The following is a 21,156-nucleotide window of genomic DNA, read 5'->3' as shown; positions in this document are numbered from 1 at the left end:
TAAGACCGCATAAGACCTTGTGGGAGCGAGCCTGCTCGCGATAGCGGTGTGTCGATCGACATCAATACTGACTGATCCGATGCCATCGCGAGCAGGCTCGCTCCCACAAGTCGATGTCTGCCTCACACCATTTCGTCAAGAATCCACTCCACCACCGAAGTGCGCTTGGGCGCCCAACCGAGCAACTCACGGGCATTCTTGCCTCGTACCCGGCTGTTGGAACCCAGGCCATAGTTGGCCATTTCATAGCCCCACTCGGCTTCGGCATCGGCCAACGGCCAATCCTGCGGTTCGCCAAGCTTCAAGGCGCGGGCCATGGCGGTGGTCATGTCGATGAACGAGGCTTCGCCGCTTTCAACGAAATAGAACGTGCCGGGTACGTTGCGGGTCAGGGCCAATTTGTACAGCTCGACCACGTCTTCGATGTGCACGTTGGACCAGATGTTCTGCCCCGTCCCCACATGCCGCACCACCCCACTTTTACGCGCCTGCTTGAGCAGCCGCGGCAACTGCACACTGTCACGCTTGACGCCCAGGCTGTGGCCGTAGATCAAAGTGTTGCAGATCACCGCCGAGTTCACGCCTTGCTTCGCCGCCGCCAGGACCAGGTTGTCGATCGCGACGCGGGCAGCCTTGTCGGCGGTCGGTTGCGGCAGCTTGTTTTCGTAGTAGATGTCCTCGCTGGAACGACCGCCCGAAGCGTCGCCGACGATGCTCGAACCGCTGGTGTGCAACAACACTTTGTTCGAGCCTTTGAGCCCTTGGATCAAGGCTTCGACCGCACCGCGATGGTCGCTGCTGGCGGCATTGATCACGGCGTCGGCGGCACGCGCCTGGGCGGTGAGCAGCGCGCTGTCTTCCAGGGTGCCGATGACCGGCTGGATACCCAGCGCGGTCAGTTCGCTCGCCTGTTCGGGGTTGCGCACCAGACCGGTGACGTGATGCCCGGCGCGTACCAGGCCGGTGGCGATGGAACCGCCGATAAAACCGGCAGCGCCGGTGACGAATACGTTCATGGAAAACCTCTTGGCTGCATCAGTGATTGAACCGAGTATCGAGGACCGCTCCTTGACGAAACAGCCCACATTGCCCAAATCACTCTTGCCTTGAAGTCACGAATCAGCCTTTGAATTCCCGTGAGGCGTATTCAGCGAGCTTGCCCTGGATGAAGTCCAGGAAGCACTGGATCCGCAGGGCCAGTTGGGAATTGCGGTAGTACACCGCATTGATCGGTTGGCGATATCCGCTGTTGGCGTCGGCCAGCAGCACCTTCAGCCGACCGGCCTGGATGTCCTCGCGAGTCATGAAATCCGACAGGCAGGCAATGCCTTGCCCTTGCAACACCAAGTGACGCACGGTCTCGCCGCTGGAGGCACTGATGGCCGGCTGGATCGCCCAGCGATCGCCGTGCACATGACGCAGCGGCCACTGGTTGAGCCCTTCGTTCTGAGCAAAGCCCAGCAACGCATGGTCCGCCAGTTCGGCGACACTTGTGGGTGTGCCGTGCTGCTTCAAATAGGCCGGACTGGCGAGGATGTGCAACGGACTGCAGCCCAGGGCGCGGGCATGGAGGGTCGAGTCGGTGAGGGTGCCGATGCGAATGGCGATGTCGGTGCTTTGCTCCAGCAGGTCGATGATCAGGTCGTTGCTGTTGAGTTCGAGCTGGATGTCCGGGTAGAGCTTACGAAACTCTTCGATGTGCGGGACGATGGCGTGCAGCATGAACGGCGAGGCCGCGTTGATCCGCAACCGTCCTGCGGGGTTCTTCTGGCGGGACGACAGGCGCTCTTCCAGCTCGTCCATCTGATCGAGGATACCCTTGGCCTGCTCGAAGAAATACTTGCCCTCTTCGGTCAGGTCCATGCGCCGCGTGGTGCGGTTGATCAGCGTGGTCTCGAGCTTGGCCTCCAGCCGCGACAACGTGCGGCTGACGGCCGACGGTGTCTGCCCGACCTGCTCGGCGGCAGCGGAGATTGATCCGCATTCGATCACGCAGACGAAAATCTGCAATTCGTCGGATCTGGCTTTCACGCATCCCCCTGTCGACTGAGTTCTTGTGGCGAGGGGATTTATCCCCGCTGGGCCGCGAAGCGGACCTGAGTTAAGAGCGTGCGTAGGCAGCCCTGGCGTCTGCTTCGCAGACGAGCGGGGATAAATCCCCTCGCCACAGGAAACCGTGCCCCCGGATCAAACAGATAGTATCGGGATACGTAGCAAAAGACAGGTCACGCCTTCAGGCCGAACACCTCAATCAAATGCTGCTCATAGCGCGCCACATCGGCTTCGATGTTCGGGCGCTTCATCACGTCCACGCACAGGAAGGTCGGCAGGCCGGTCATGCCCAGGAACTGGTTGGCCTTGTGGAACGGGAAATACACCGCATCCACGCCCTTGGCTTCGAAGAAGTCGGTCGGGTCGTCGAAGGCTTGCTGTGGGGCGTTCCAGGTCAGCGACAACATGTACTGCTTGCCGTGAATCAGGCCGCCGCTGCCGTATTTCTGCGATGCATCGGAACGGGTCCGACCGTCGCTGGCATAGAGGCTGCCGTGGCCTTCGGTGAAGACTTCGTCGATGTATTTCTTCACGGTCCAGGGCGCGCCCATCCACCAACCTGGCATCTGGTAAATGACCACATCGGCCCAGAGGAACTTGGCGACCTCCTCCTTGATGTCGTAGCCGCCGTCGATGAAGGTGGTTTTGACATCGAAACCGCCACGGTCCAGCACGCTGGCCGCCGTGTCGTGGAGGGTGGCGTTGTAGCGACCGTCGGAGTGGGCGAATTGTTTGCCGCCATTGAGCAACAGGACTTTTTTCATGGGGAGCCTCATCGGGTTCCACGGCGCGGGCCATTTGAATGGCGGCCGAATGGAAAGGTTGAAAACGATGGCGGCAGCGTAACGATGAGCGTCGCGCGGAATAAGCACCGCAGCGGCAAAACTCATTTGACCTATACGCACGAATGATCGACCGATTATTGCCGTAGGCTCTTGGCACTTTTATTTCAGGAGCCAGCTCATGAGTGAACTGCACGGTTTCATCCTGCATGCCAAGACCCGTCCGGAAAAAGCCGAAGCCTTCGAAGCACTGTTTCGCGCCTACGTCGAACCGAGCCGCGCCGAGCCCGGTTGCATCGAGTACCACATGCTGCGGGACCAGCAAGATCCGACACTGTTTATCTTTTACGAGATTTGGGCCTCCCAGGCGCACCTGGATGTGCATTCGAACCTGCCGCACATGAAGCAGTTCTTCGAGCGACGCATGGATTACCTGGAGCGCGACTTCGAGATCCGCCGCGTCGACATGCTCAGCCCGTCCTCGGCTAGCCGCTGATCAGCAAATGGCCGCCGAGCACGCCGAGGCCAATGAAAAACACCCGCTTGAACAGCACGGCGCTGATCCGCTGCCGCAGCCATTGCCCCAGCCACATCCCCAGCAGCGCCGGTGCCAGCGCCAGCAACGAAGCGCTCAATTCGCCCCCGCCCAGCTCGCCGCGCCACAACAGGCCGGCGGCCAGGGCCAATGTGGATACGGTGAATGACAGGCCCAAGGCCTGCACCAGTTCATCCTTGCTCAAGCCCAGTGCTTGCAGATAGGGCACCGCCGGAATGACGAACACTCCGGTGGCAGACGTGATGAGCCCGGTCAGCAACCCACAGAGCGGAGCACCCCATGACTCGACGTCGGCGCCGACCCGCAGCGTCGGCAGCAACAGCCCGCTCAACGCATACAGCAGCAGCGCCCCGCCCAAGGCTCGTACCACCCAAGCGCCTCCCGTCATGCCGATCCACAACGTACCGAGACCGGTGCCGAGGAATATCGCCAGCAGCAACGGCCACAGGCGCCGGATCAGGGCTTGTAGATGGCCACCAAAAGCCAATTGCCAGAGATTGGTCAAGGTTGCCGGGATGATGAGCAACGCCGCAGCCTGCGTCGGAGCCATAGCCAGCCCGAGCAAGCCCATGGAAATGGTCGGCAGGCCGAGGCCGATCACGCCCTTGATGGTGCCGGCCAGCAGGAAGGTGCCGACAACCAGCAGGGAAAGGGCCAGGCCGAGGTTTTGATAGAAAGCGCTGAGTGTGTCCATAGGGGTATCGTGCGCCCCGGGACCTGACTTGAAAATCTGCCATATACTGAGGATGCCTATTGCCTGGCAAGAGGCAGGAATGCGTCGATGCCTCTGGCCCTATCGCGAGCAGGCTCGCTCCCACAGGAGGGTGCACTCTTTCTGGAGAAACTCGGCCCACTGTGGGAGCGAGCCTGCTCGCGATAGCAATGCACCAGCCACCCCAGACCCGGACAGGATCACATCGCCCATGCACTTCGACCTCACCGACCTGCGCCTCTACCTGAACATCCTCGACACCGGCAATATCACCGCCGGTGCGGCCCGCAGCCATTTGTCCCTGGCCGCGGCCAGTGCGCGAGTCCGTGCCATGGAAGCCTCCGTGGGCATCGACCTGCTTGAACGCGGACGGCGAGGTGTAACCCCCACTCCGGCCGGCAAGGCCCTGGCCGAGCACGCCCGGGTCCTGCTGCAACAGGCCGAACGCCTGCAACAGGACATGGCCGAATATGCCAAGGGCGTCAAAGGCCGGGTGCGGCTGCTGTGCAACACCAGCGCCATGACCGAATACCTGCCCGAACTGCTGGCCGGTTTCCTCAGCACCCATCCCAACCTCGACATCGACCTGCAGGAACTGCCCAGCTCACGAATCACCCATGCCCTGCGCCAGGGCGCGGCGGACCTGGGCATCGTTTCCGACGCCGTGGACACCGATGGCCTTCAGGCCTGGCCGTTTCGCGACGATCCGCTGGTATTGATCCTACCGACCGGGCACCCGCTGGCTGACGGGCGAGCCGTACGGTTCAGCGAGACCCTCAGCCACGACTATGTCGGCCTGAACGCATCCAGTGCCTTGGCGATTTACCTGGAAGAGCAGGCGCTGCACATCGGCTCGCGCATGCAAATCCGTATTCGCGCCGATGGTTTCGACGGGATGATTCGCATGGTGGCCCATGGTGCAGGCGTAGCCATCGTGCCGAAGGCGGCCGTCGAACGGCGCCCGCCCGAACCTTCGTATCAATGTGTGTCGCTGCAAGAGTCCTGGACCCATCGGGCGTTGCTGTTATGCGCCCGCAACTTCGAAGGTTTGCCGGCCTACGCCAGGGCCCTGGCCCGGCATCTTGCCGACTGATGCGCGCTTCTGGATAGGCCGGTGTCGACCACAGGCATCTCCTCGCTCATGTCGCGCGGTAGGGTGCTGTTCTCTTCTGCCCCCTTTCGGAGCTCACATGACCGCACCCATCACCGTCCTGCGCGACACCCATCCGCTGCCCGTCCTCGATGCCTGCAAATGGGAAAAGCTCGAGGGCGACCCGCACACCGTCAACCTCAACGCCTACACCAGCGAAGACGGCAGCAAGATCATGGGCACCTGGATCTGCACACCTGGCAAATGGTATGTGGAGTATGTGAAATGGGAGTACTGCCATTTCCAGGAAGGCTACTGCATCATCACCCCGGAAGGCATGGAGCCGATCCATCTGCGGGCCGGTGATATCTTCGTCATCGAGCCAGGCATGAAAGGCACGTGGGAAGTGGTCGAGACCGTGCGCAAATATTTCGTGTTTGCCTGAAGCAAAAAACCGAGAGACCACCCGACATGGTCTCTCGGAAAACAACCTAGATTGCACAACCTCTGTAGCGAGGAAGTCATCTGTGGGAGCAAGGCTTGCCCGCGATGCAGGCACCTCGTTACCTCAGAGACAGCATCGCCTGTAATCGCGGGCAAGCCTTGCTCCCACAATTCCCCTCGCCATAAAAGCTCGTCGATATCGTCGCGCTTATTGCGGCTTGCGATAGCTGTTAACAATCGCCGAAAAGTCCTTGCCGCCCTCGCCCCGCTGGCTCATCGCCTGATACAACTGTTGCGCCACCGCCCCCAGCACCACCGGCTGATGGGCCTGCCGCGCGGCTTCGGTCGCCAGGCCCAGGTCCTTGAGCATCAGGTCGGCGCCAAAGCCACCCGTGTAGCCACGGGACGCCGGTGCTGTTTCGATTACGCCGGGCCATGGGTTGTAGGTGTCCGAACTCCAGCAACGGCCCGTTGAACTGTTGATGATGCCGGCCAGCACCTGGGTGTCGATCCCCAAGGCATCGCCCAGGGCCATGGCTTCGCTGACGCCGACCATGGAAATCCCGAGCAGCAGGTTGTTGCAGATCTTGGCGATCTGCCCGGTGCCCACTTCACCGCAGTGCACGATGTTACGGCCCATTTGCGCCAGCACCGGTTGCAAGGTGGCGAACAGCTCAGCCGTGGCGCCAACCATGAACGTCAACGTGCCCGCCGCCGCACCGCCGGTGCCGCCGGAGACTGGCGCATCGGCCATCGCCACCCCTTGCTTCGCAGCGGCAGCCGCCACGTCGCGGGCGGTTTGCGGATCGATGGTGCTGCAATCCACAGCCGGCGTACCGGCGGCAATGCCGGCCAGCACGCCGTCCTCACCCAGCCAGACACTGCGCACATGGGCAGCGGCCGGCAACATGGTGATCACCAACCCGGCGCCCTGGGCCGCGTCCCGCGGCGATGCGCTGATCGTGCCGCCCAGCGCCGCCAGCTCGGCCAATACCGTCTGGTTCAGGTCGAACAGATTCAACGAATGGCCAGCCTTGAGCAGGTTGCGCGCCATGGGCGCGCCCATGTTGCCCAGGCCGATAAATGCGATCTTCATGTCCGGCTCCTTAACGCAGGTTGATGGTGGTGTTCACACCGTCATTGACGCTGTCATCATCGAACCAGCGCGCGGTCACGGTCTTGGTTTGAGTGTAGAACTGCACCACCTGTTTGCCGTACGGACCGAGGTCGCCGAGTTTCGAACCGCGGGAACCGGTGAAGCTGAAAAACGGCACGGGTACCGGGATCGGGATGTTGATGCCCACCTGGCCGACGTCGATTTCGCTCTGGAACTTGCGCGCCGCCGCGCCACTCTGGGTGAACAGGCCAGTGCCGTTGCCAAACGGGTTGGCATTGACCAGGGCAATCGCCTGGTCCAGGGTGTCGACTTCCAGCACCACCAGCACCGGGCCGAAGATTTCTTCGGTGTAGATGCGCATGTCGGTAGTCACGCCGGAAAACAGGGTCGGGCCGACGAAGTTGCCTTGCTCGAAGCCCGGCACGCTGACGCCACGGCCATCGAGCTCCAGCTTCGCACCTTGCTGCACGCCACTCTCGATCAACTCGAGAATCCGCGCCTTGGCCCGCTTGGAAATCACCGGGCCGACGTCCGTGCCCGGCTCGCTGCCGGCATTGACCTTGAGCTTCTGTGCCAGGGCCTTGAGCTCCGGCAGCCACTGCCTGGCCGCGCCCACCATCACCACCACGGAAGTGGCCATGCAACGCTGGCCCGCCGCGCCGAAACCGGCCCCGACCAGAGCGTTGAGGGTCTGTTCACGATTGGCGTCGGGCAGCACCACCGCGTGGTTCTTGGCGCCCATCATCGATTGCACGCGCTTGCCATGGCGACCCGCCAGGTCATACACGTGGGTGCCGACGGCCGTCGAGCCGACGAAGGAAACCGCCTTGATGTCCTTGTGGGTGCAAAGCGCATCCACCACGTCCTTGCCACCGTGCACCACGTTGAGCACACCGGCTGGTACGCCGGCCTCGATGGCCAGTTCCACCAGCAGCATGGTCGACAATGGGTCCTGTTCCGAGGGTTTGAGCACGAAGGTGTTGCCGCAGGCGATGGCCATCGGGAACATCCACAGCGGAATCATCGCCGGGAAATTGAACGGGGTAATGCCCGCACACACACCGATCGGCTGGCGCAGCGTGTAGGTGTCGACGCCACCGGCAACGTTCTCGGCGAACTCACCCATCTGCAGGGTGCCGATGGAGCAGGCGTGCTCGACCACTTCCAGGCCACGGAAAATATCACCCTCGGCGTCCGCGATGGTCTTGCCCTGCTCGGCGCTCAGTACGGCGGCGATGCGCTTGGAATGCTCGCGGATCAACGCCTGGAGCTTGAGCATGATGCGCATCCGCGCGCCGATGGGGGTCAGTTTCCAGGCCTGGAAAGCACGCTGGGCAGCGGCAATGGCGGCATCGACTTCCGAGGCTGTGGCGAACGGAACCTTTGCCAGCACTTGCTGGGTAGCCGGGTTGACGATGTCGTGCCATTCGCTGGATTGGGACTCGACCCACTCGCCATCGATCAGCAGTCTGACGGTTTGCAGGGTGGTGTCGCTGGGCGTAAGGGAAACGTTCATGCTGGCCTCCGGGATTGTTCTTATAGAGAGCGCTGGTTCAGCAAAGACCAAGATGCAGGAGCACGTTGGTGATGAGACGGTTTTTGGAGTATAGATGTGCAAACTTCTAATAAGAATGCACATAAAAGCCGGTCCATCATGCAAAAAAACATCACCTCCCTGGGGTCGCTGAATTGGGACGACCTCAAGTTCTTCCTCGAAGTGGCCCGCACCCGCAAGGCCAGCACGGCGGCCAAGCGCCTGGCCGTCGACTACACCACGGTGTCGCGCCGCATCAGTTCGCTGGAGGCTTCGTTGGGCACGTTGCTGTTCGAAAAGTCCCGGACCAACGGCTTTGTCCTGACCGCCGAAGGCCAGCGCCTGCTGGGTTACGCCGAATCGATCGAGAGCACCCTGCACATGGCCTGCGAACAGGTTTCAGGATCGGGGGTCGCGCTGTCCGGCCACGTGCGCATGGGTTGCACCGAAGGCTTCGGCAGCTTCTTCATCACTCCGCAGCTGAGCCACTTCGTCGACGCCTACCCGGCCATTTCGGTGGACATCCTGCCGCTGCCGCACTTCATCAGCCTGTCCAAGCGCGAGGCCGACATCGTCATCGCCCTCGAACGCCCCGAACATGGTCCATACGTGTGCTGCAAACTGTGCGACTACCGACTGCAGCTCTACGCCACCCAGCCATACCTGGACAACCACCCGCCCATCCAGCACCCGGCCGATCTGAGCCAGCACTCATTCATCAGCTACGTGGACGACCTGGCGTTCAGTTCCGAGCTGCTCTACCTGGCCAACGTCCTGCCCGGCGCCCATGCCCATCTGCGCAGCACCAGCGTGATCGCGCAGTTCGTCGCGGCCCAGCAAGGCCGCTCGCTGGCGATCCTGCCGTGCTTCCTCGCCGCCCAGGATCCACGGCTGTTGCCGGTGTTGCCGGAGGAAATCACCGTCACCCGGCAGTTCTGGATGTATTGCCGGGAGGACTTGAGGAAGCTCAAGCGGATTACGTTGTTGTGGGATTACATTCGCGAGGTGACTGAACAGAATCAGCCACTGCTGATGGGCGAAAGCCGGGAGATGGTGTTCGCCGATTAATCGGCGATGACCACGATGGCGACGCGGCGGTTTTCGGTGCGGCCGCTGGCAGTGTCGTTGGAGGCGACGGGTTTGCTGCTGCCCAGGCCGCGCAGTTGGACGTTTTCTTCGCGCATGCCAACGCCGGTCAGCACCTTGCCGACGCTGGCGGCCCGGCGCATCGACAGTTGTTCGTTGTAGGCCTGGGAGCCCGACGCATCGGTATGGCCATCGACGCGTACCCGTTGGATTCCCGCACCCAGCAGCGCCTTGCCAATGCGCTCGACGATTTCGGTGCTGGCCGGGTTGAGATTTTCCACATCGCTGCCAAACAACACCTTGCCCGACAGACCAAAGGCCCAGCCATCGTCAGTCAATTCGAAGCCTTGCTGTTTGAGCACAGTAATCTGCGCCGGCGTCAGGCCTTTCTGCGGTGCCGTCTGGCAACCGCCCAGTGCCAGGAGGGCGAGCAAGAAAAACGCCGCGAACCAGCGCAGGGAAAATTGAGGATATGAACGCACGAGTCAGCTCCTGGTTTGAAGATCAGCGACGGGATGATCCGAGCCCGCCGTATGTTGTCCGCCTCGGGCGAGGCGTTTGGCTTGGTACATCGCCGCATCGGCGGCGTGGAGCAAGGTACCCGGGGTGGCACCATGATCGGGATAAACGGCAATGCCGATACTGAGGGAGGTCAGCACTGAAGCATTACCGGGCAATTGAATCGGCATTTCCATGCTGGCGATGATCTTTTCAGCGATCAGCTCGGCGTCCTCGGCCTTGTGCAAGGGCGCCAGCAACACGGCGAATTCATCGCCCCCCAGGCGCGCGACCAAGTCGTCTTCACGCAACTGTGCCCGGACTCGGGTCGCCACGGCCGTCAACACCGCGTCACCGGCGGCGTGACCGAAGTTGTCATTGATCCCCTTGAACCGGTCGCTGTCCAGGTAAAGCACGGCCACTTGCTCGTTGAGCTTGCTGGCATTGCGCAAGGCGCGAATCAGCCGGCCCTCGAAAAACGCCCGGTTCGGCAAGCCGGTCAAGCTGTCGTGACTGGCCTGGTGGGCCAGGCTTTCATTTTCACTTTGCAGGTGGGTCTGCCAGGACTCCAGTTCATCGAGCAGGGCGTTGAAGTCATTGGCCAGGTTATCCAGTTCGGCGATCGCGGCCGGCGGCACGCGCCGTTCCAGGGCTCGCTCGCTGCGTGCCGCGTGGGCCACCTCGGCCAGGCTGCGCAGCGGCCCGGTGATCGCACGCAACTGGCGCCGCGCCAGATAAAGCGCCACCCAGGCACTCACCGCCGTGCACAGGATGATCCCCGCCAGGCCACTGAGCAAAAAGCGCAACAGGCTGCCGCCATGGCCGGCCAACACGATGCGACCTATGCTCTGCCCTTGGTGGACGATCGGCAGGCTGATGGGCTTTTCCAGGAATGCCTTGGCAATGTGCACTTCCAGTTCCGACAACAAGCCGGTTTCCGGTCGTTGCCAGCGCGCCAACAGACGGCCATGTTCATTGAACACCTGGGCATCGGCGACCTCTTCGGTGGTAGCGATCAAGGCCAGAGCTTCGGTGGCCGCGGCCGGGTCATCGAAGACCACGGCGGCTTCCACGGTGTAGTTGATCGAACGGGCGATCAGGTGCAGGTTGTGATCGGCATAGACCCGCAACGCCAGCAGGCCGAGCAAAGTCAGGGAAACACTGGCCATGGTAATGGCCACCAAGGCGACGATCAGATGACCGCGACCGATGACCGAACCCAGGGTGGGACGGACCTTTGGTTTGCGCTGTTTCATGGCGCTGCGGGCCTGCGGCGGGAAAGCTGCAGCACACTCGGATGGATGCGCACGCCACTGCGTGCCACCGAGTCGAGGTTGACCTCGAAAGACACTTGTTCATCGCCGACCCGCAGGCAGAACAGACTTCCCACTGTGCACTGGTCGCCGCCTTCGCTGATGCTCAGCACCGGCTTGCCGATCAAGGACGCAAACAGACGGGTGTGTTCATCGTTGGTCAGCCGGCCGATGTAGACCGCGTTGCACTCAGTGGCGATATCGGGATGATCGGCCAGCAGCCGCTGCACAGTCACCGGCCGCCCCGTGGCCTGGGTAGTGCCCTTGACCAGATCGTCGGTGTATTGGGTGGGTCCGACAATGCACAGTTGCAGCTGGGTTGGCTCCACAGGCCAACGGGCGTAGCTGAGGATTCCCAACACAACCTGGGTCACCGCTTCGGCCCGCTGCTCAGCCTGGGTCGTGGTTGCCTGTTCCTGGGTAAGTGCGACAGGCGACAGCAGACACAAAAGGCCGGCAAGCAGAAAATGCCCCCAGCCCTTGCTGCGCACTGCCTCCCGTACAGGCACCTTCATGGAAAGTCTCTTGATCCAAGCGATAAGTGCCGGAACGATAGCACAGTGCCAAAAAGCCAGCGAGACAGCGTGTTACGTAGACTTCGGAACGGTACAGGCGAAATTGCGACGGGGGCATGAATCAATAAAAGCTGATGGTTCAGTCAGCCTGCTCCAGCTCCAGCATCAACCCGCTCAAGCGCTTGACCTTGCGCCGGACCGCCTCCTCGAATACACCCGCTCGCGGCTCGATCAGACTGAACCATTGCTTGCCCCGAGTAATGGCGGTGTACACCAGTTCCTTGGTCAATACCGGGTTCAGCGCATCCGGGAGAATCAGCGCAGTATGGGTGAATTCCGAGCCCTGGGATTTGTGCACCGTCATGGCATACACGGTTTCCACATCATTCAGGCGGCTGGGCAGGACGAAACGCACACCGCCCTGGCCGTCGTTGCGCGGGAACGCGACCCGCAAGACCTGTTTGCCGGCATCGGGGCCGTCACGCTCGGGCAACTTGAGGGCAATACCGATATCGCCGTTCATCAATCCCAGCCCATAGTCGTTACGGGTCATCAGCACCGGGCGTCCTTCGTACCACTGGTGATCGCTATCGATAAGACGGGCCTTGAGCAATGCGGCGGTAATGCGCTGGTTCAGTCCTTCGACGCCCCACGGGCCTTTACGCACCGCGCAGAGCAATTGGAATTCGTCGAAAGCCGCCAGGACTTCCCGGGCCCAATCGGCCCAGCAACTGTCTTCCAGCGGGCGAGAATTCGCCGGGCGTCGCTGCCGTAGCAGGCTCAGGTAATGCCGATAGCCTTGCGGCCCTTCTGGCCGGCCTCCGAGCAACAGATTTTCCAGCTTCGCGTCGTGTTCGCCCGTTAACGCCAGGGAAAACAGATCGGCATGCTGCCCCTGCTTGAGCAACTGACGGGCCTTTTCAGGCTGCTGCTGATTGACCCAGCGAGCCAGTTGGCCGATCCCGCTGCCTTCGCCGAAGCGCCGGGAATGCCTGAGCATGACCACTTGCTGTGCCAGGGGATGAGTGCCATCAAGATCCTGCTGCAGGTCACTGGTCGCCAGGTTTTCACCACTGACCGACTCAAGCCAGGCTCGGGTCTGGAGGCTGTACCAGCCGTCCTCGGCGTCTCGACACAAATCCCCCAGCACCGCACCGGCCTCCACAGAGGCCAACTGGTCCTTGTCCCCCAGCAACACCAACCGTGCGTGGGCCGGCAATGCATCCAGCAGATTGGCCATCATCTCCAGGTCGATCATCGACGCCTCATCGACCACCAGCACATCCAATGGCAACCGATTGCCCGCATGGTGGCGAAAATGTCGGGTACCAGGCCGACTGCCCAACAAACGATGGACCGTCGTCACATCACAAGGAATCCGTTCGCGCACAGCGTCGTCCACATCCAGGGTCCGGACCTGCTGGCTGATGGACTCGGTCAGGCGTGCCGCCGCCTTGCCAGTCGGCGCGGCCAGGCGAATCCGCAGCGGCTTCCCGGCCTCGACGGCCGGTGCCTGCAGCAGCGCCAGCAGACGCACCACGGTAGTGGTCTTGCCGGTGCCCGGGCCACCAGTCACGATGCTGAAGGCCCCACGGGTTGCCAGCGCGCAGGCCAGTTTCTGCCAATCGATCGGACCATTGGCATTGGCCGGTCCGAACAGCCCGTCCAAACGCTCGCGCAGGTCACCGGGCGCCGCCTCATTTTCGCTAAGCCGCTGGCGCAACGCCTCATCGATCCGCCGCTCATAACCCCAGTAACGACGTAGATAAAGACGTTTTCCGGACAGCACCAATGGCCGCTGCTGCGCCTCTTCGCTCCCATCCGCAGCCAGGGCCACCAGCCGGCTGGAGGCCAAGGCCTTGCACCAATGGGCGCCGTCCAGGGTCTGCAATATTTGCGATGGCAACAGCATCACGCCAGTCTGCAGGTCACCCTCGGGGGGCAGCGACAGGGCGAAGTCCGGCTCCTTGAGGGTTTCGAACACGTCCAGGCAAACATGCCCGTGGCCCAGTTGATGACTGGTCAGCGCAGCGGCGAGCAGGACCAATGGATCATCGTCAGGCGCCAGCTCATGGAGGAACGCCACGAACGCCTTGTCCAGGGCACGCAACCAGCCGCGCTCGACCCAGCGCGTCAGTAACAACAGCAGGTCGTCTGCACGGCTCAAGGGCGCCAGCGCCACCAGGCTCTCGTCGTCGGACGACTTGGGGAGCAAGTCGGCAAAAGAACGACTCATAGCAATTCCCCCTGTACCCACGCCGGCTCAGCCTTGGGTTCGGGCGCGCCCTGGAACAGGCGATCCAGCTGTTCGATCAATGCCCGTGGCGGCTTGGTGAAATACACACCCTGGCTGGATGAGCGGGTACCGCGAAGGAACAGGTACAAGGCGCCGCCGACATGCCGGTCGTAGTCGTAATCGGGAAGCCGGGCCTTGAGCTGGCGATGCAGGGCCAACAGGTACAGCACGTATTGCAGGTCGTAGCGATGGTCCAGGATCGACTGTTCCATAGCCTGTACGGTGTAGGCCATGTCATCGACACCCAGCCAGTTGGATTTGTAATCGGCCACGTAATACCGACCGTCGTGCTCGAACGTCAAATCGATGAAGCCCTTGAACATGCCATTGAGCAACACCGGTTCCGCAGCGACGCGAGCCACACCGCCATGGGTGAACCGGCAAACCAACTGATCAAGCTTTTGCACATCGACCTTGTGGCTGGCGAACCAGAACTCCATCTCGACCTGGAACCGGGTCAGCTGTTCGAGCACCACTGGCGCCTGGTCATTGCCGACGTGCATGGGCATTTTGATCAAGTGCTGCAGCCAGTCACTCAACGTCGGGATCCAGCCTTTCCAGCCTCGGCGATTACAGCGTCGGGCGATGGCATCCTCGATATCCGCTGGCTCAGATGCAAAACCCTCCCCAGCGGCCCACTCCAGCAAGCCATGCAGGAAAGTGCCGGGGTTAGGACCACGGGGAAAGCGATGGATGTCGCCCCCCACGGCGAGGGCTTCCCTGGGCGCGTCCGGGTCCAGTCGTTCATCGTCGAACAGCTTCTGGGCCTGCGGACTCTCTGGCGCGGTATCGCTGCCTTCGCTCAGGCTTTCGCCGATGCGCAAGGCACTGTAGGAGGCGATCCACCAGTTTTCGCTGGCTTTTCGCAAGGGCACCAAGGGCTCGCGCAACACTGCTTCGTTGCGCGGCGGCCGATAGTGCTCGTCGGTGGCTGCGGGCATTGGCTGGCAACTTACCGCGACGCAACCTTGTTGCAGGTCGGCCAACCAACGCCCCAGTTCCATCGACTCGGCCAACGGCGCACCACCTCCCAACAGATAACCCAGCGCGGACACATGCAGGATCGAGCGGTTGTTGCTGCCCCGCTTGAGATCCGCGACACCTAGCCAGCAGGCATGCTGTGCGCGAGTCAGGGCCACATAGAGAAGCCGCAGATCCTCGGCCAGACGCTCGTCATCGGCCTTGGCGATCAATTCGGCGGTGGGCTTGAGACTGATCTGCGCCTTGCCGGTCTCATCGTGGTAATGCAACGGCAATCGGCTGCCGTCCACCGGTTTCGTCGAACAGATGAAAGGCAAAAAGACCAACGGATACTCAAGCCCCTTGGACTTGTGGATCGTGACCACCTTGACCAGTTGCTCATCGCTTTCCAGGCGCAGGATCTGCTCTTCTCCCGCCTGTCCGGACAAGGCCAGGTGCTCGGACAAATGCCGGATCAAGGCTTGCTCGCCATCCAATTCACCGGCGGCCTGCTGCAACAGTTCGCAAAGGTGCAGCAAGTTGGTCAGCACCCGCTCGCCATCACTGCGCGCCATCAGGGCCTGGGGCAGCTCAAAGTCATGCAACAGGCGCCGCAACATGGGCAGCACGCCCTGGCTGCGCCAGACCGTACGATAACCGCGGAACTGCATGACCCGGGCTTCCCAGGCCAGCTCATCCTGATTGAGACGCTCCAGTTCCGTCAGCGAGAGGTTCAACGTGATGCTGGCCAGGGCTGCCCGGAGCGGTCGTTCGGCATCCGGTTCAGCGCAGGCCCTGAGCCAGATCAGCAGATCCCGCGCTTCCTGCGAGGCAAAGACCGAATCCTTGTCGGACAGATAGACACTGCGTACGCCCCGCGCGGACAACTCGTCTCGCACGGCCTGCGCTTCTTTCCCATCGCGCACCAGGATGGCGATATCCGCCGGGCGCAAACCTCGCAGCGTTTCTCCATCGACCGTAAAGCCGTCGCGTCCCGACTGGCCGCCGTTGAGCAACGTCGTGATCTCACTGGCGCAGGCGGCCGCCATCGACTGTCGATACACCGCACCGGAAAGCGGCTGGTCCGACGACAGGTGCCAGATGTTCAGTGCCGCCACCGCCTGTCCCGCAATCTGCAAGGTCTCCTTGCGCCCCTGGGATTCAACGGACAGGAACGGCACCGGGTTCTCGCCCGAAGGTTCACGGAACAGGAAGGCCCCGCGCCCCTTTGGACGGGACTCGGCATTCTGGAAAATATGGTTTACCGCACCCACCATGGCGTGGCTGGAACGGAAATTCCTGCCCAGCGTATGCAGCCTGCCAGCAGTAGCTTCGCGAGCGCGCAGGTAGGTGTAGATGTCGGCACCGCGAAAAGCGTAGATCGCCTGCTTCGGATCGCCGATCAGGAACAGCCCGGTCTCCGGGTCATTGTCTTCGATGCGGTAGATGCTTTCGAAGATCCGGTACTGAACCGGGTCGGTGTCCTGGAACTCATCGATCAGCGCCACCGGAAACTGCTCGCGGATCAGGCTCGCCAGACGCTCGCCACCGTCGGCCTGCAGAGCCGTGTCGAGGCGCAGGAGCATGTCATCGAAGCCCATCTCGGCGCGGCGCCGTTTCTCGGCCTCGAAGCGCGCCCCGACCCATTGCGCGGCATGCTGCAACACCGCGGCATCCGGCGTGGGCAACGCCTCCAGGCTGGCCTTGAGACCGGCCATGGCGTCCAGCCCTGGATGATTGGGCACTTCACCTTTCCAGGCTTCGGCCATGCCCTCGGGGGTCAGCCGTGTGAACCCGGTGCCGATATCCAGCAGTTCAAGGCTTTCGTCATCCACCCAGGCAGTGATCTTCTGAAACCACGGTTCGAAGTAACGCGCCTGCATCTTGCGCCCATCGACAGACTTGCTGGCGACGCCTTGCTGGCAGATCTCCAGCAGTTCCACCGCCCATTGCCGCCACGGCGCCTTGAGATCAAGCAAGGCGGCACTACGTTCCTGCAGGGAGGCAGCGATGAGTTCGGCAGGCTCAAGCTCGTCAGCGTCGCCACGCTCGCTGGAAAACAACCCCCTCACCCGTGGCAACAGCGCCGCCGGCCCGCCCCAATGGGTACGCACCCAGTTCAGCGCCTCGCCTTGCATCGAATAGCAGAACAGCCGCCAATAATCGCGCAACACCTCGCCCAGTAACTCGCTGTGATCGGTTTCCAAGGTCTGGGTGAACAGGCTACCGCTGTCGAAGGCATGCTCACGCAACATGCGCTGGCACCAACTGTGGATGGTCGAGACAGCGGCCTCGTCCATCCATTGCGCGGCGATATCCAACCGATTCGCACAACCGGGCCATTGCCCTGCATCGAATTCGTCACGCAGCTCGGCGATCAGCGAATCCGGGGCTGGAATTTCTTCACGAAAGTAACGTGCAGCTTCGGCCAGACGGGTGCGAATTCGTTCACGCAGCTCTTTGGTGGCAGCGTCCGTAAAGGTCACGACCAGGATTTGCGGTGGAAGCAGCTCGCGGCCAAAACCGGCCGCCGAACCGCCATGCCCCAGTACCAGTCGCAGGTACAGCGCCGAGATGGTAAAGGTCTTGCCGGTCCCGGCGCTGGCCTCGATCAGTTGGCTGCCTCGTAGCGGGAACGCCAGTGCCAATGGTGTCTGCCGGCTCATGAACGGACCTCCTCGCCGACCAAAGAACGCCATGGAGCTTCGAGCAAGGGTCGGTAAAGCGCATCGCACCAATCGGGGAATGTTTCGTCAGCCATCAAGGCATCGAAATCAGGAAACTGTCGAGCCAGGGCCGGACTTTCCCGCCGCTCGCCTTCAAACGTCTGGCCATCGCCTTCATAGGCTTTGCGAGCCGCCGCTCCGGCCTTGACCGGATCACTCTGGCCGAGCCAGGCGAAAGCCGTCTTCACTGCGATCGGTAGCGGCTGGCGCATACCGGCCTGCCAGGCCTGCAGCATGTCGCCCAACAACTTTTGTGCCACAGGCTCTTCAAAAGGTGCCAGCAGCAAGCTGTCATCACTGGCCACCAGCGCCGTCGTCAACGACAAGCCGTTAGCGCAGGCCACGAGATGATTGACCCAGGGTCGTATCAGGCGATGCCATTTACGGGTCTTGGTAGAACCGATGCTGTTGGGTATGGCGGTGATGGCGAGGACCGCACCGTCGGAGCGTTGGTGCAAGCCGCTGAGCCAACCTTCGACATTCACGCCCTGCAATTGCAGGCTGACTGGCACAGCGCTGGCCGAGGGTGTCGGCCATAACGCCAGAAGCTGCTGGTAACGTTGGAGCAGATCCGGCAAGGGCTCGATCAACTCGCGTTGCAGGCACTCACCAAAACCGGCCATAGGCAACAAGCCACTGTTCTGCAGCCTTTGGGCGTGGGCGGTGAGGGCAAGATCCGGCTGGTCCAGGCGTACCAGGGCCGCTTCAAGCAAGCTGTCACTCAGGCTGTAGCGTTGCAGCGCATCGAGCACAAAAGGTTCGTCATCGGCCAGAGGCGCTTCGATGGCCTCGAAGAACACCTTCAGTCGCTGACTGAAGAAATGGCGGACTGGATTGCGCAGGAAATCCTGCAACTGTCCGAGGCCCAAAGGTTCTTCCTGAACGTAGGGTTCCAGCACCTGGTTCTTGTCGGTGTGATCGCAAGCGTCATGGAGCATCCGCCATTCGCTGGCGTAACTGAACAGCTCATCGCCTTGATGGAAATAACGCGCACTGAACGGTTGCAGCGGGTGCTGCTGGGTCAGGGCATCGAGAAGACTCTTACTGTCATCTGCCAGCCGCCAACCACTGGCGAGATGGTCCCGAAGTTGGCCAATCAACACCGATGCCGGTCGCTCACTGTTGTCGCGAATGCTGCGCCCAACCCAACTGATATACAGTTTTTCCCGGGCCGAAAGCAGGGCCTCCAGCAACAGATAACGATCATCTTCGCGCCGGGAACGATCGCCCGGGCGATAATCGCCGCCCATCAGATCGAAATCCAGGGGTGGCTGGGCGCGTGGGTAATCCCCATCATTCATCCCCAGCAAGCACACCAGTTTGAAGGGGATCGCGCGCATCGGCATCAAGGTACAGAAGTTGACTGCCCCGGCCAGGAAACGTTGGGACAGTCGCCCCTGATCCAGCCCGGCCAACCATGCCTCACGCACCACCGTCAGCGGCAATTCATCGTGCAGCCCCACCGACTCACAGGTTTCCAGCCAGGTTTCACGCAAGTCTTCAAGTTGGGCCAGCAGATAGTCGTCATGCTCGTTGCTCGCCTGGAAAAACAACTGCATCAGGTCTTGCAGGCGTGCCCCCCATTGCTGCGGTGAAGCCGGCCGGGTGAGTTCCTGATGGGCGACTTCCAAGGCATCCAGCAAAGCTACCAGGGGACCGATCAACGCCGCATCCAGGCCTCCGATCTCGTCATAGGGCTCAATGCCTTCATAAGCGTTTGAACTGCCGACGGCATACCCCAGCAACATACGACGCAGGCCGAAATGCCAGCTGTTCTGCTCAAGTTCTGCGGGCAGGCCCAACCCGGCACGGTGTTCGGCGCTCATCCCCCAGCGAATGCCTGCCCCTTCGATCCAACGATGCAGAGTCGGCAGGTCGGCCTCATCAATGCCAAACCGTTCGCGCAACGCGGGGACATCCAGCAGATCAAGGATTTCGCTGACCGGGAAACGACTGTCCGGCAGCTTGAGCAAATGCTCGACGGCGATCAACAGCGGATCACGTCCACGTTGGCCCTGGTCGGTCAGCGTGAATGGAATGAAACGAGGGTCGTTCCTGTCAAGCTGGCCGAACACCGCGCGAATGTGCGGCGCATAACTGTCGATGTCCGGGACCATGACGATGATGTCCCGTGGGCGCAGGGTCGGATCCGCGCTGAAGTGGGCCAGCAATTGGTCGTGGAGAATTTCAACTTCACGCTGGGCACCGTGAGCCACATGAAAACGGATCGAGCCGTCCCGCTCCGTATCGACGACAGGCCAGTGTTCCCGGGTTTCGTTCAGGGGGCGTAGCTCCAGGATGTCATCCTGCAACTGGCTGAGAAGGGTCGTGGGGGTCCCATCAGTGAACAGGTCGATTCGCCCATCACGAAATACAGAGCGATAACTGTTGGGATCATCGTAGCTGTCGAGCAGGTTGATATAGTCGCGTCCCTGTTTGCCCCAGGCAGCCAGTAACGGATGGGCATGTTGATGCAGGGTTTGCGGATCGAGGACGACGGGCATGCCAGCCTTGCGTGCCTGGCGCTTGTATTGATGACGCAGCAAGTCCTTGTCGGCGACGATGTCCGCCCAATGATGACGACATGGGTTATGCACGCATAGCAGAACCTGGCTGAACCGGGAAAGACCGGCGAGCGCCTCGAGGACTTGGGCAGGCAATGAAGAAATACCAAACACGATGACCCGCGCGGGGAGGCCTTTTGGAGCGACTTCCAGGCTGTTGATACGTTCGATGTAGCGCTGATGAACACCGGCACGACTTTGCGCCATGCCCTGCTCTCCCACATCAAGCAACAAGGCTCGCCACAGTTCCGCTTGCCAGCAATTTGCCGGCGCGAGCGGTTTGATTTCGCCTCGGACATTTCTTGTCTGGTGTCGCCCCTCAGCCCAATCCTCAAGCCAGTCGGCCCGGTACACCTGGTATTGGTCAAACAGATCGGCAAGACGCTCGGACAGTTGATAACGCTTGCGCAAGTCAGCGTCGTGGGTGAGGAATCGTCGCAGAGGTTCGAAATGAGGCTGCTCGATCAACTGCGGCAGCAGCCGCATCAGGCGCCAGGTTAGCGGGGCCTTATCCAGCAGGGACTTGGCCGGAATTTCATCACGTCCCAGGACTGTTCGATAAAGCTGCCACATGAAACTGCCCGGCAGTTGCACATCAATGGCAGCCGCAATACCGCAGCCGCCTGAATCGTCGTCTTCCGGGTCTTCAGCCAGCGCGAGCTTGAGCCATTGAGCAATGCCGTTGCTCTGTACCAGTGCGATTTCATTTTCAAGGGGGGCCAGCGGATAGCGCCGCATCAAGCTGATCACCAGGCTGCGCAATTCATCAAGGCGATTCCCGTGAACCACCATGAAAGCTGGGCTAAGGGACGTTGCGTCCGGCATGAAAGGCATCCTTGAAAATGCAAAAAGCTAGGGCAGAACCTTAGCACTGTCGGTGGGCTGTGACAGCCGGGAACTGTCCGCGATGC

At 61.6% G+C, this 21,156-nt stretch carries 16 protein-coding genes; 4 read left to right on the top strand and 12 right to left on the bottom strand.

The window, feature by feature from the left end; translation table 11 throughout:
• Positions 1-122: 122 nt before the first annotated feature.
• The 3 genes from PBDP_RS03835 to mdaB form a co-directional block, all read right to left on the bottom strand.
• Positions 123-1,016, bottom strand: a complete 894-nt coding sequence (locus PBDP_RS03835) for an NAD-dependent epimerase/dehydratase family protein (protein WP_212801833.1) — start codon at positions 1,014-1,016, stop codon at positions 123-125.
• A 103-nt stretch (positions 1,017-1,119) separates the two neighbouring features.
• Positions 1,120-2,031 (bottom strand): LysR family transcriptional regulator, encoded by a 912-nt coding sequence (locus PBDP_RS03830; protein WP_212801832.1) that lies wholly within the window; start codon positions 2,029-2,031, stop codon positions 1,120-1,122.
• Positions 2,032-2,225: 194 nt separating this feature from the next.
• Positions 2,226-2,816 (bottom strand): NADPH:quinone oxidoreductase MdaB, encoded by a 591-nt coding sequence (gene mdaB, locus PBDP_RS03825; protein ID WP_109753409.1) that lies wholly within the window; start codon positions 2,814-2,816, stop codon positions 2,226-2,228.
• A gap of 199 nt (positions 2,817-3,015) precedes the next feature.
• Between mdaB and PBDP_RS03820 the strand changes: the two genes are divergently transcribed.
• Complete coding sequence (locus PBDP_RS03820; protein WP_163855436.1) at positions 3,016-3,330, top strand: putative quinol monooxygenase; 315 nt, start codon at positions 3,016-3,018, stop codon at positions 3,328-3,330.
• Here the strand turns inward: PBDP_RS03820 and PBDP_RS03815 are convergent.
• On the bottom strand, positions 3,320-4,084 hold the full coding sequence (locus PBDP_RS03815) for a sulfite exporter TauE/SafE family protein (RefSeq protein WP_163855439.1): 765 nt from the start codon (positions 4,082-4,084) through the stop codon (positions 3,320-3,322). The genes PBDP_RS03820 and PBDP_RS03815 overlap by 11 nt on opposite strands.
• A 229-nt stretch (positions 4,085-4,313) precedes the next feature.
• Here PBDP_RS03815 and PBDP_RS03810 point away from each other — a divergent pair, with 229 nt between their 5' ends.
• Together PBDP_RS03810 and PBDP_RS03805 are read left to right on the top strand one after the other, a co-directional pair.
• Positions 4,314-5,195, top strand: a complete 882-nt coding sequence (locus tag PBDP_RS03810; RefSeq protein ID WP_212801831.1) for a LysR substrate-binding domain-containing protein — start codon at positions 4,314-4,316, stop codon at positions 5,193-5,195.
• A gap of 97 nt (positions 5,196-5,292) precedes the next feature.
• Complete coding sequence (locus tag PBDP_RS03805; RefSeq protein ID WP_024781087.1) at positions 5,293-5,637, top strand: cupin domain-containing protein; 345 nt, start codon at positions 5,293-5,295, stop codon at positions 5,635-5,637.
• A 207-nt stretch (positions 5,638-5,844) separates the two neighbouring features.
• On the opposite strand, the gene mmsB is transcribed toward PBDP_RS03805, so the two are convergent.
• Positions 5,845-6,732 carry a 3-hydroxyisobutyrate dehydrogenase gene (gene mmsB, locus PBDP_RS03800; RefSeq protein ID WP_109753405.1) on the bottom strand — a complete coding sequence of 296 codons (888 nt, stop codon included), beginning with the start codon at positions 6,730-6,732 and terminating at the stop codon, positions 5,845-5,847.
• 10 nt (positions 6,733-6,742) lie between these two features.
• The gene (locus PBDP_RS03795) at positions 6,743-8,269 is read right to left on the bottom strand and encodes a CoA-acylating methylmalonate-semialdehyde dehydrogenase (RefSeq protein WP_212801830.1); all 1,527 of its coding nucleotides are present in this window, start codon (positions 8,267-8,269) and stop codon (positions 6,743-6,745) included.
• Positions 8,270-8,407: 138 nt separating this feature from the next.
• On the opposite strand from PBDP_RS03795, the gene PBDP_RS03790 reads away from it, so the two are divergent.
• A complete protein-coding gene (locus PBDP_RS03790; RefSeq protein WP_176688684.1) occupies positions 8,408-9,355 on the top strand; it encodes a LysR family transcriptional regulator in 948 nt (315 codons plus the stop codon).
• Here the strand turns inward: PBDP_RS03790 and yfiB are convergent.
• From yfiB to recC, 6 genes are all read right to left on the bottom strand, one after another.
• Complete coding sequence (gene yfiB / locus PBDP_RS03785) at positions 9,352-9,855, bottom strand: outer membrane lipoprotein YfiB (protein WP_116834102.1); 504 nt, start codon at positions 9,853-9,855, stop codon at positions 9,352-9,354. The genes PBDP_RS03790 and yfiB overlap by 4 nt on opposite strands.
• A 3-nt stretch (positions 9,856-9,858) precedes the next feature.
• The gene (gene dgcN / locus PBDP_RS03780; protein WP_116834101.1) at positions 9,859-11,127 is read right to left on the bottom strand and encodes a diguanylate cyclase DgcN/YfiN; all 1,269 of its coding nucleotides are present in this window, start codon (positions 11,125-11,127) and stop codon (positions 9,859-9,861) included.
• Positions 11,124-11,699, bottom strand: coding sequence for a regulatory sequestration protein YfiR (gene yfiR, locus PBDP_RS03775; RefSeq protein ID WP_109753400.1), 576 nt, complete (start codon positions 11,697-11,699; stop codon positions 11,124-11,126). The genes dgcN and yfiR overlap by 4 nt, the downstream gene beginning before the upstream one ends.
• A 139-nt stretch (positions 11,700-11,838) precedes the next feature.
• The gene (recD, locus tag PBDP_RS03770) at positions 11,839-13,935 is read right to left on the bottom strand and encodes an exodeoxyribonuclease V subunit alpha (protein ID WP_163855446.1); all 2,097 of its coding nucleotides are present in this window, start codon (positions 13,933-13,935) and stop codon (positions 11,839-11,841) included.
• A complete protein-coding gene (gene recB, locus PBDP_RS03765) occupies positions 13,932-17,621 on the bottom strand; it encodes an exodeoxyribonuclease V subunit beta (protein WP_109753398.1) in 3,690 nt (1,229 codons plus the stop codon). The genes recD and recB overlap by 4 nt, the downstream gene beginning before the upstream one ends.
• Positions 17,618-21,070 (bottom strand): exodeoxyribonuclease V subunit gamma, encoded by a 3,453-nt coding sequence (gene recC, locus PBDP_RS03760; RefSeq protein ID WP_212801829.1) that lies wholly within the window; start codon positions 21,068-21,070, stop codon positions 17,618-17,620. The genes recB and recC overlap by 4 nt, the downstream gene beginning before the upstream one ends.
• Positions 21,071-21,156: the final 86 nt, after the last annotated feature.

The organism is Pseudomonas sp. St290, assembly GCF_018325805.1.
Taxonomy (GTDB): Bacteria; Pseudomonadota; Gammaproteobacteria; order Pseudomonadales; family Pseudomonadaceae; genus Aquipseudomonas; species Aquipseudomonas bijieensis.
This window is presented reverse-complemented; position numbering and strand designations above follow the sequence as displayed.

Coding starts and splice junctions, on each gene's coding strand:
- PBDP_RS03835 (WP_212801833.1), bottom strand. CDS start 1,016: ATGAACGTATTCGTCACCGGCGCTGCCGGTTTTATCGGCGGTTCCATC.
- mdaB (WP_109753409.1), bottom strand. CDS start 2,816: ATGAAAAAAGTCCTGTTGCTCAATGGCGGCAAACAATTCGCCCACTCC.
- PBDP_RS03820 (WP_163855436.1), top strand. CDS start 3,016: ATGAGTGAACTGCACGGTTTCATCCTGCATGCCAAGACCCGTCCGGAA.
- PBDP_RS03815 (WP_163855439.1), bottom strand. CDS start 4,084: ATGGACACACTCAGCGCTTTCTATCAAAACCTCGGCCTGGCCCTTTCC.
- PBDP_RS03810 (WP_212801831.1), top strand. CDS start 4,314: ATGCACTTCGACCTCACCGACCTGCGCCTCTACCTGAACATCCTCGAC.
- PBDP_RS03805 (WP_024781087.1), top strand. CDS start 5,293: ATGACCGCACCCATCACCGTCCTGCGCGACACCCATCCGCTGCCCGTC.
- mmsB (WP_109753405.1), bottom strand. CDS start 6,732: ATGAAGATCGCATTTATCGGCCTGGGCAACATGGGCGCGCCCATGGCG.
- PBDP_RS03795 (WP_212801830.1), bottom strand. CDS start 8,269: ATGAACGTTTCCCTTACGCCCAGCGACACCACCCTGCAAACCGTCAGA.
- PBDP_RS03790 (WP_176688684.1), top strand. CDS start 8,408: ATGCAAAAAAACATCACCTCCCTGGGGTCGCTGAATTGGGACGACCTC.
- dgcN (WP_116834101.1), bottom strand. CDS start 11,127: ATGAAACAGCGCAAACCAAAGGTCCGTCCCACCCTGGGTTCGGTCATC.
- yfiR (WP_109753400.1), bottom strand. CDS start 11,699: ATGAAGGTGCCTGTACGGGAGGCAGTGCGCAGCAAGGGCTGGGGGCAT.
- recD (WP_163855446.1), bottom strand. CDS start 13,935: ATGAGTCGTTCTTTTGCCGACTTGCTCCCCAAGTCGTCCGACGACGAG.
- recB (WP_109753398.1), bottom strand. CDS start 17,621: ATGAGCCGGCAGACACCATTGGCACTGGCGTTCCCGCTACGAGGCAGC.
- recC (WP_212801829.1), bottom strand. CDS start 21,070: ATGCCGGACGCAACGTCCCTTAGCCCAGCTTTCATGGTGGTTCACGGG.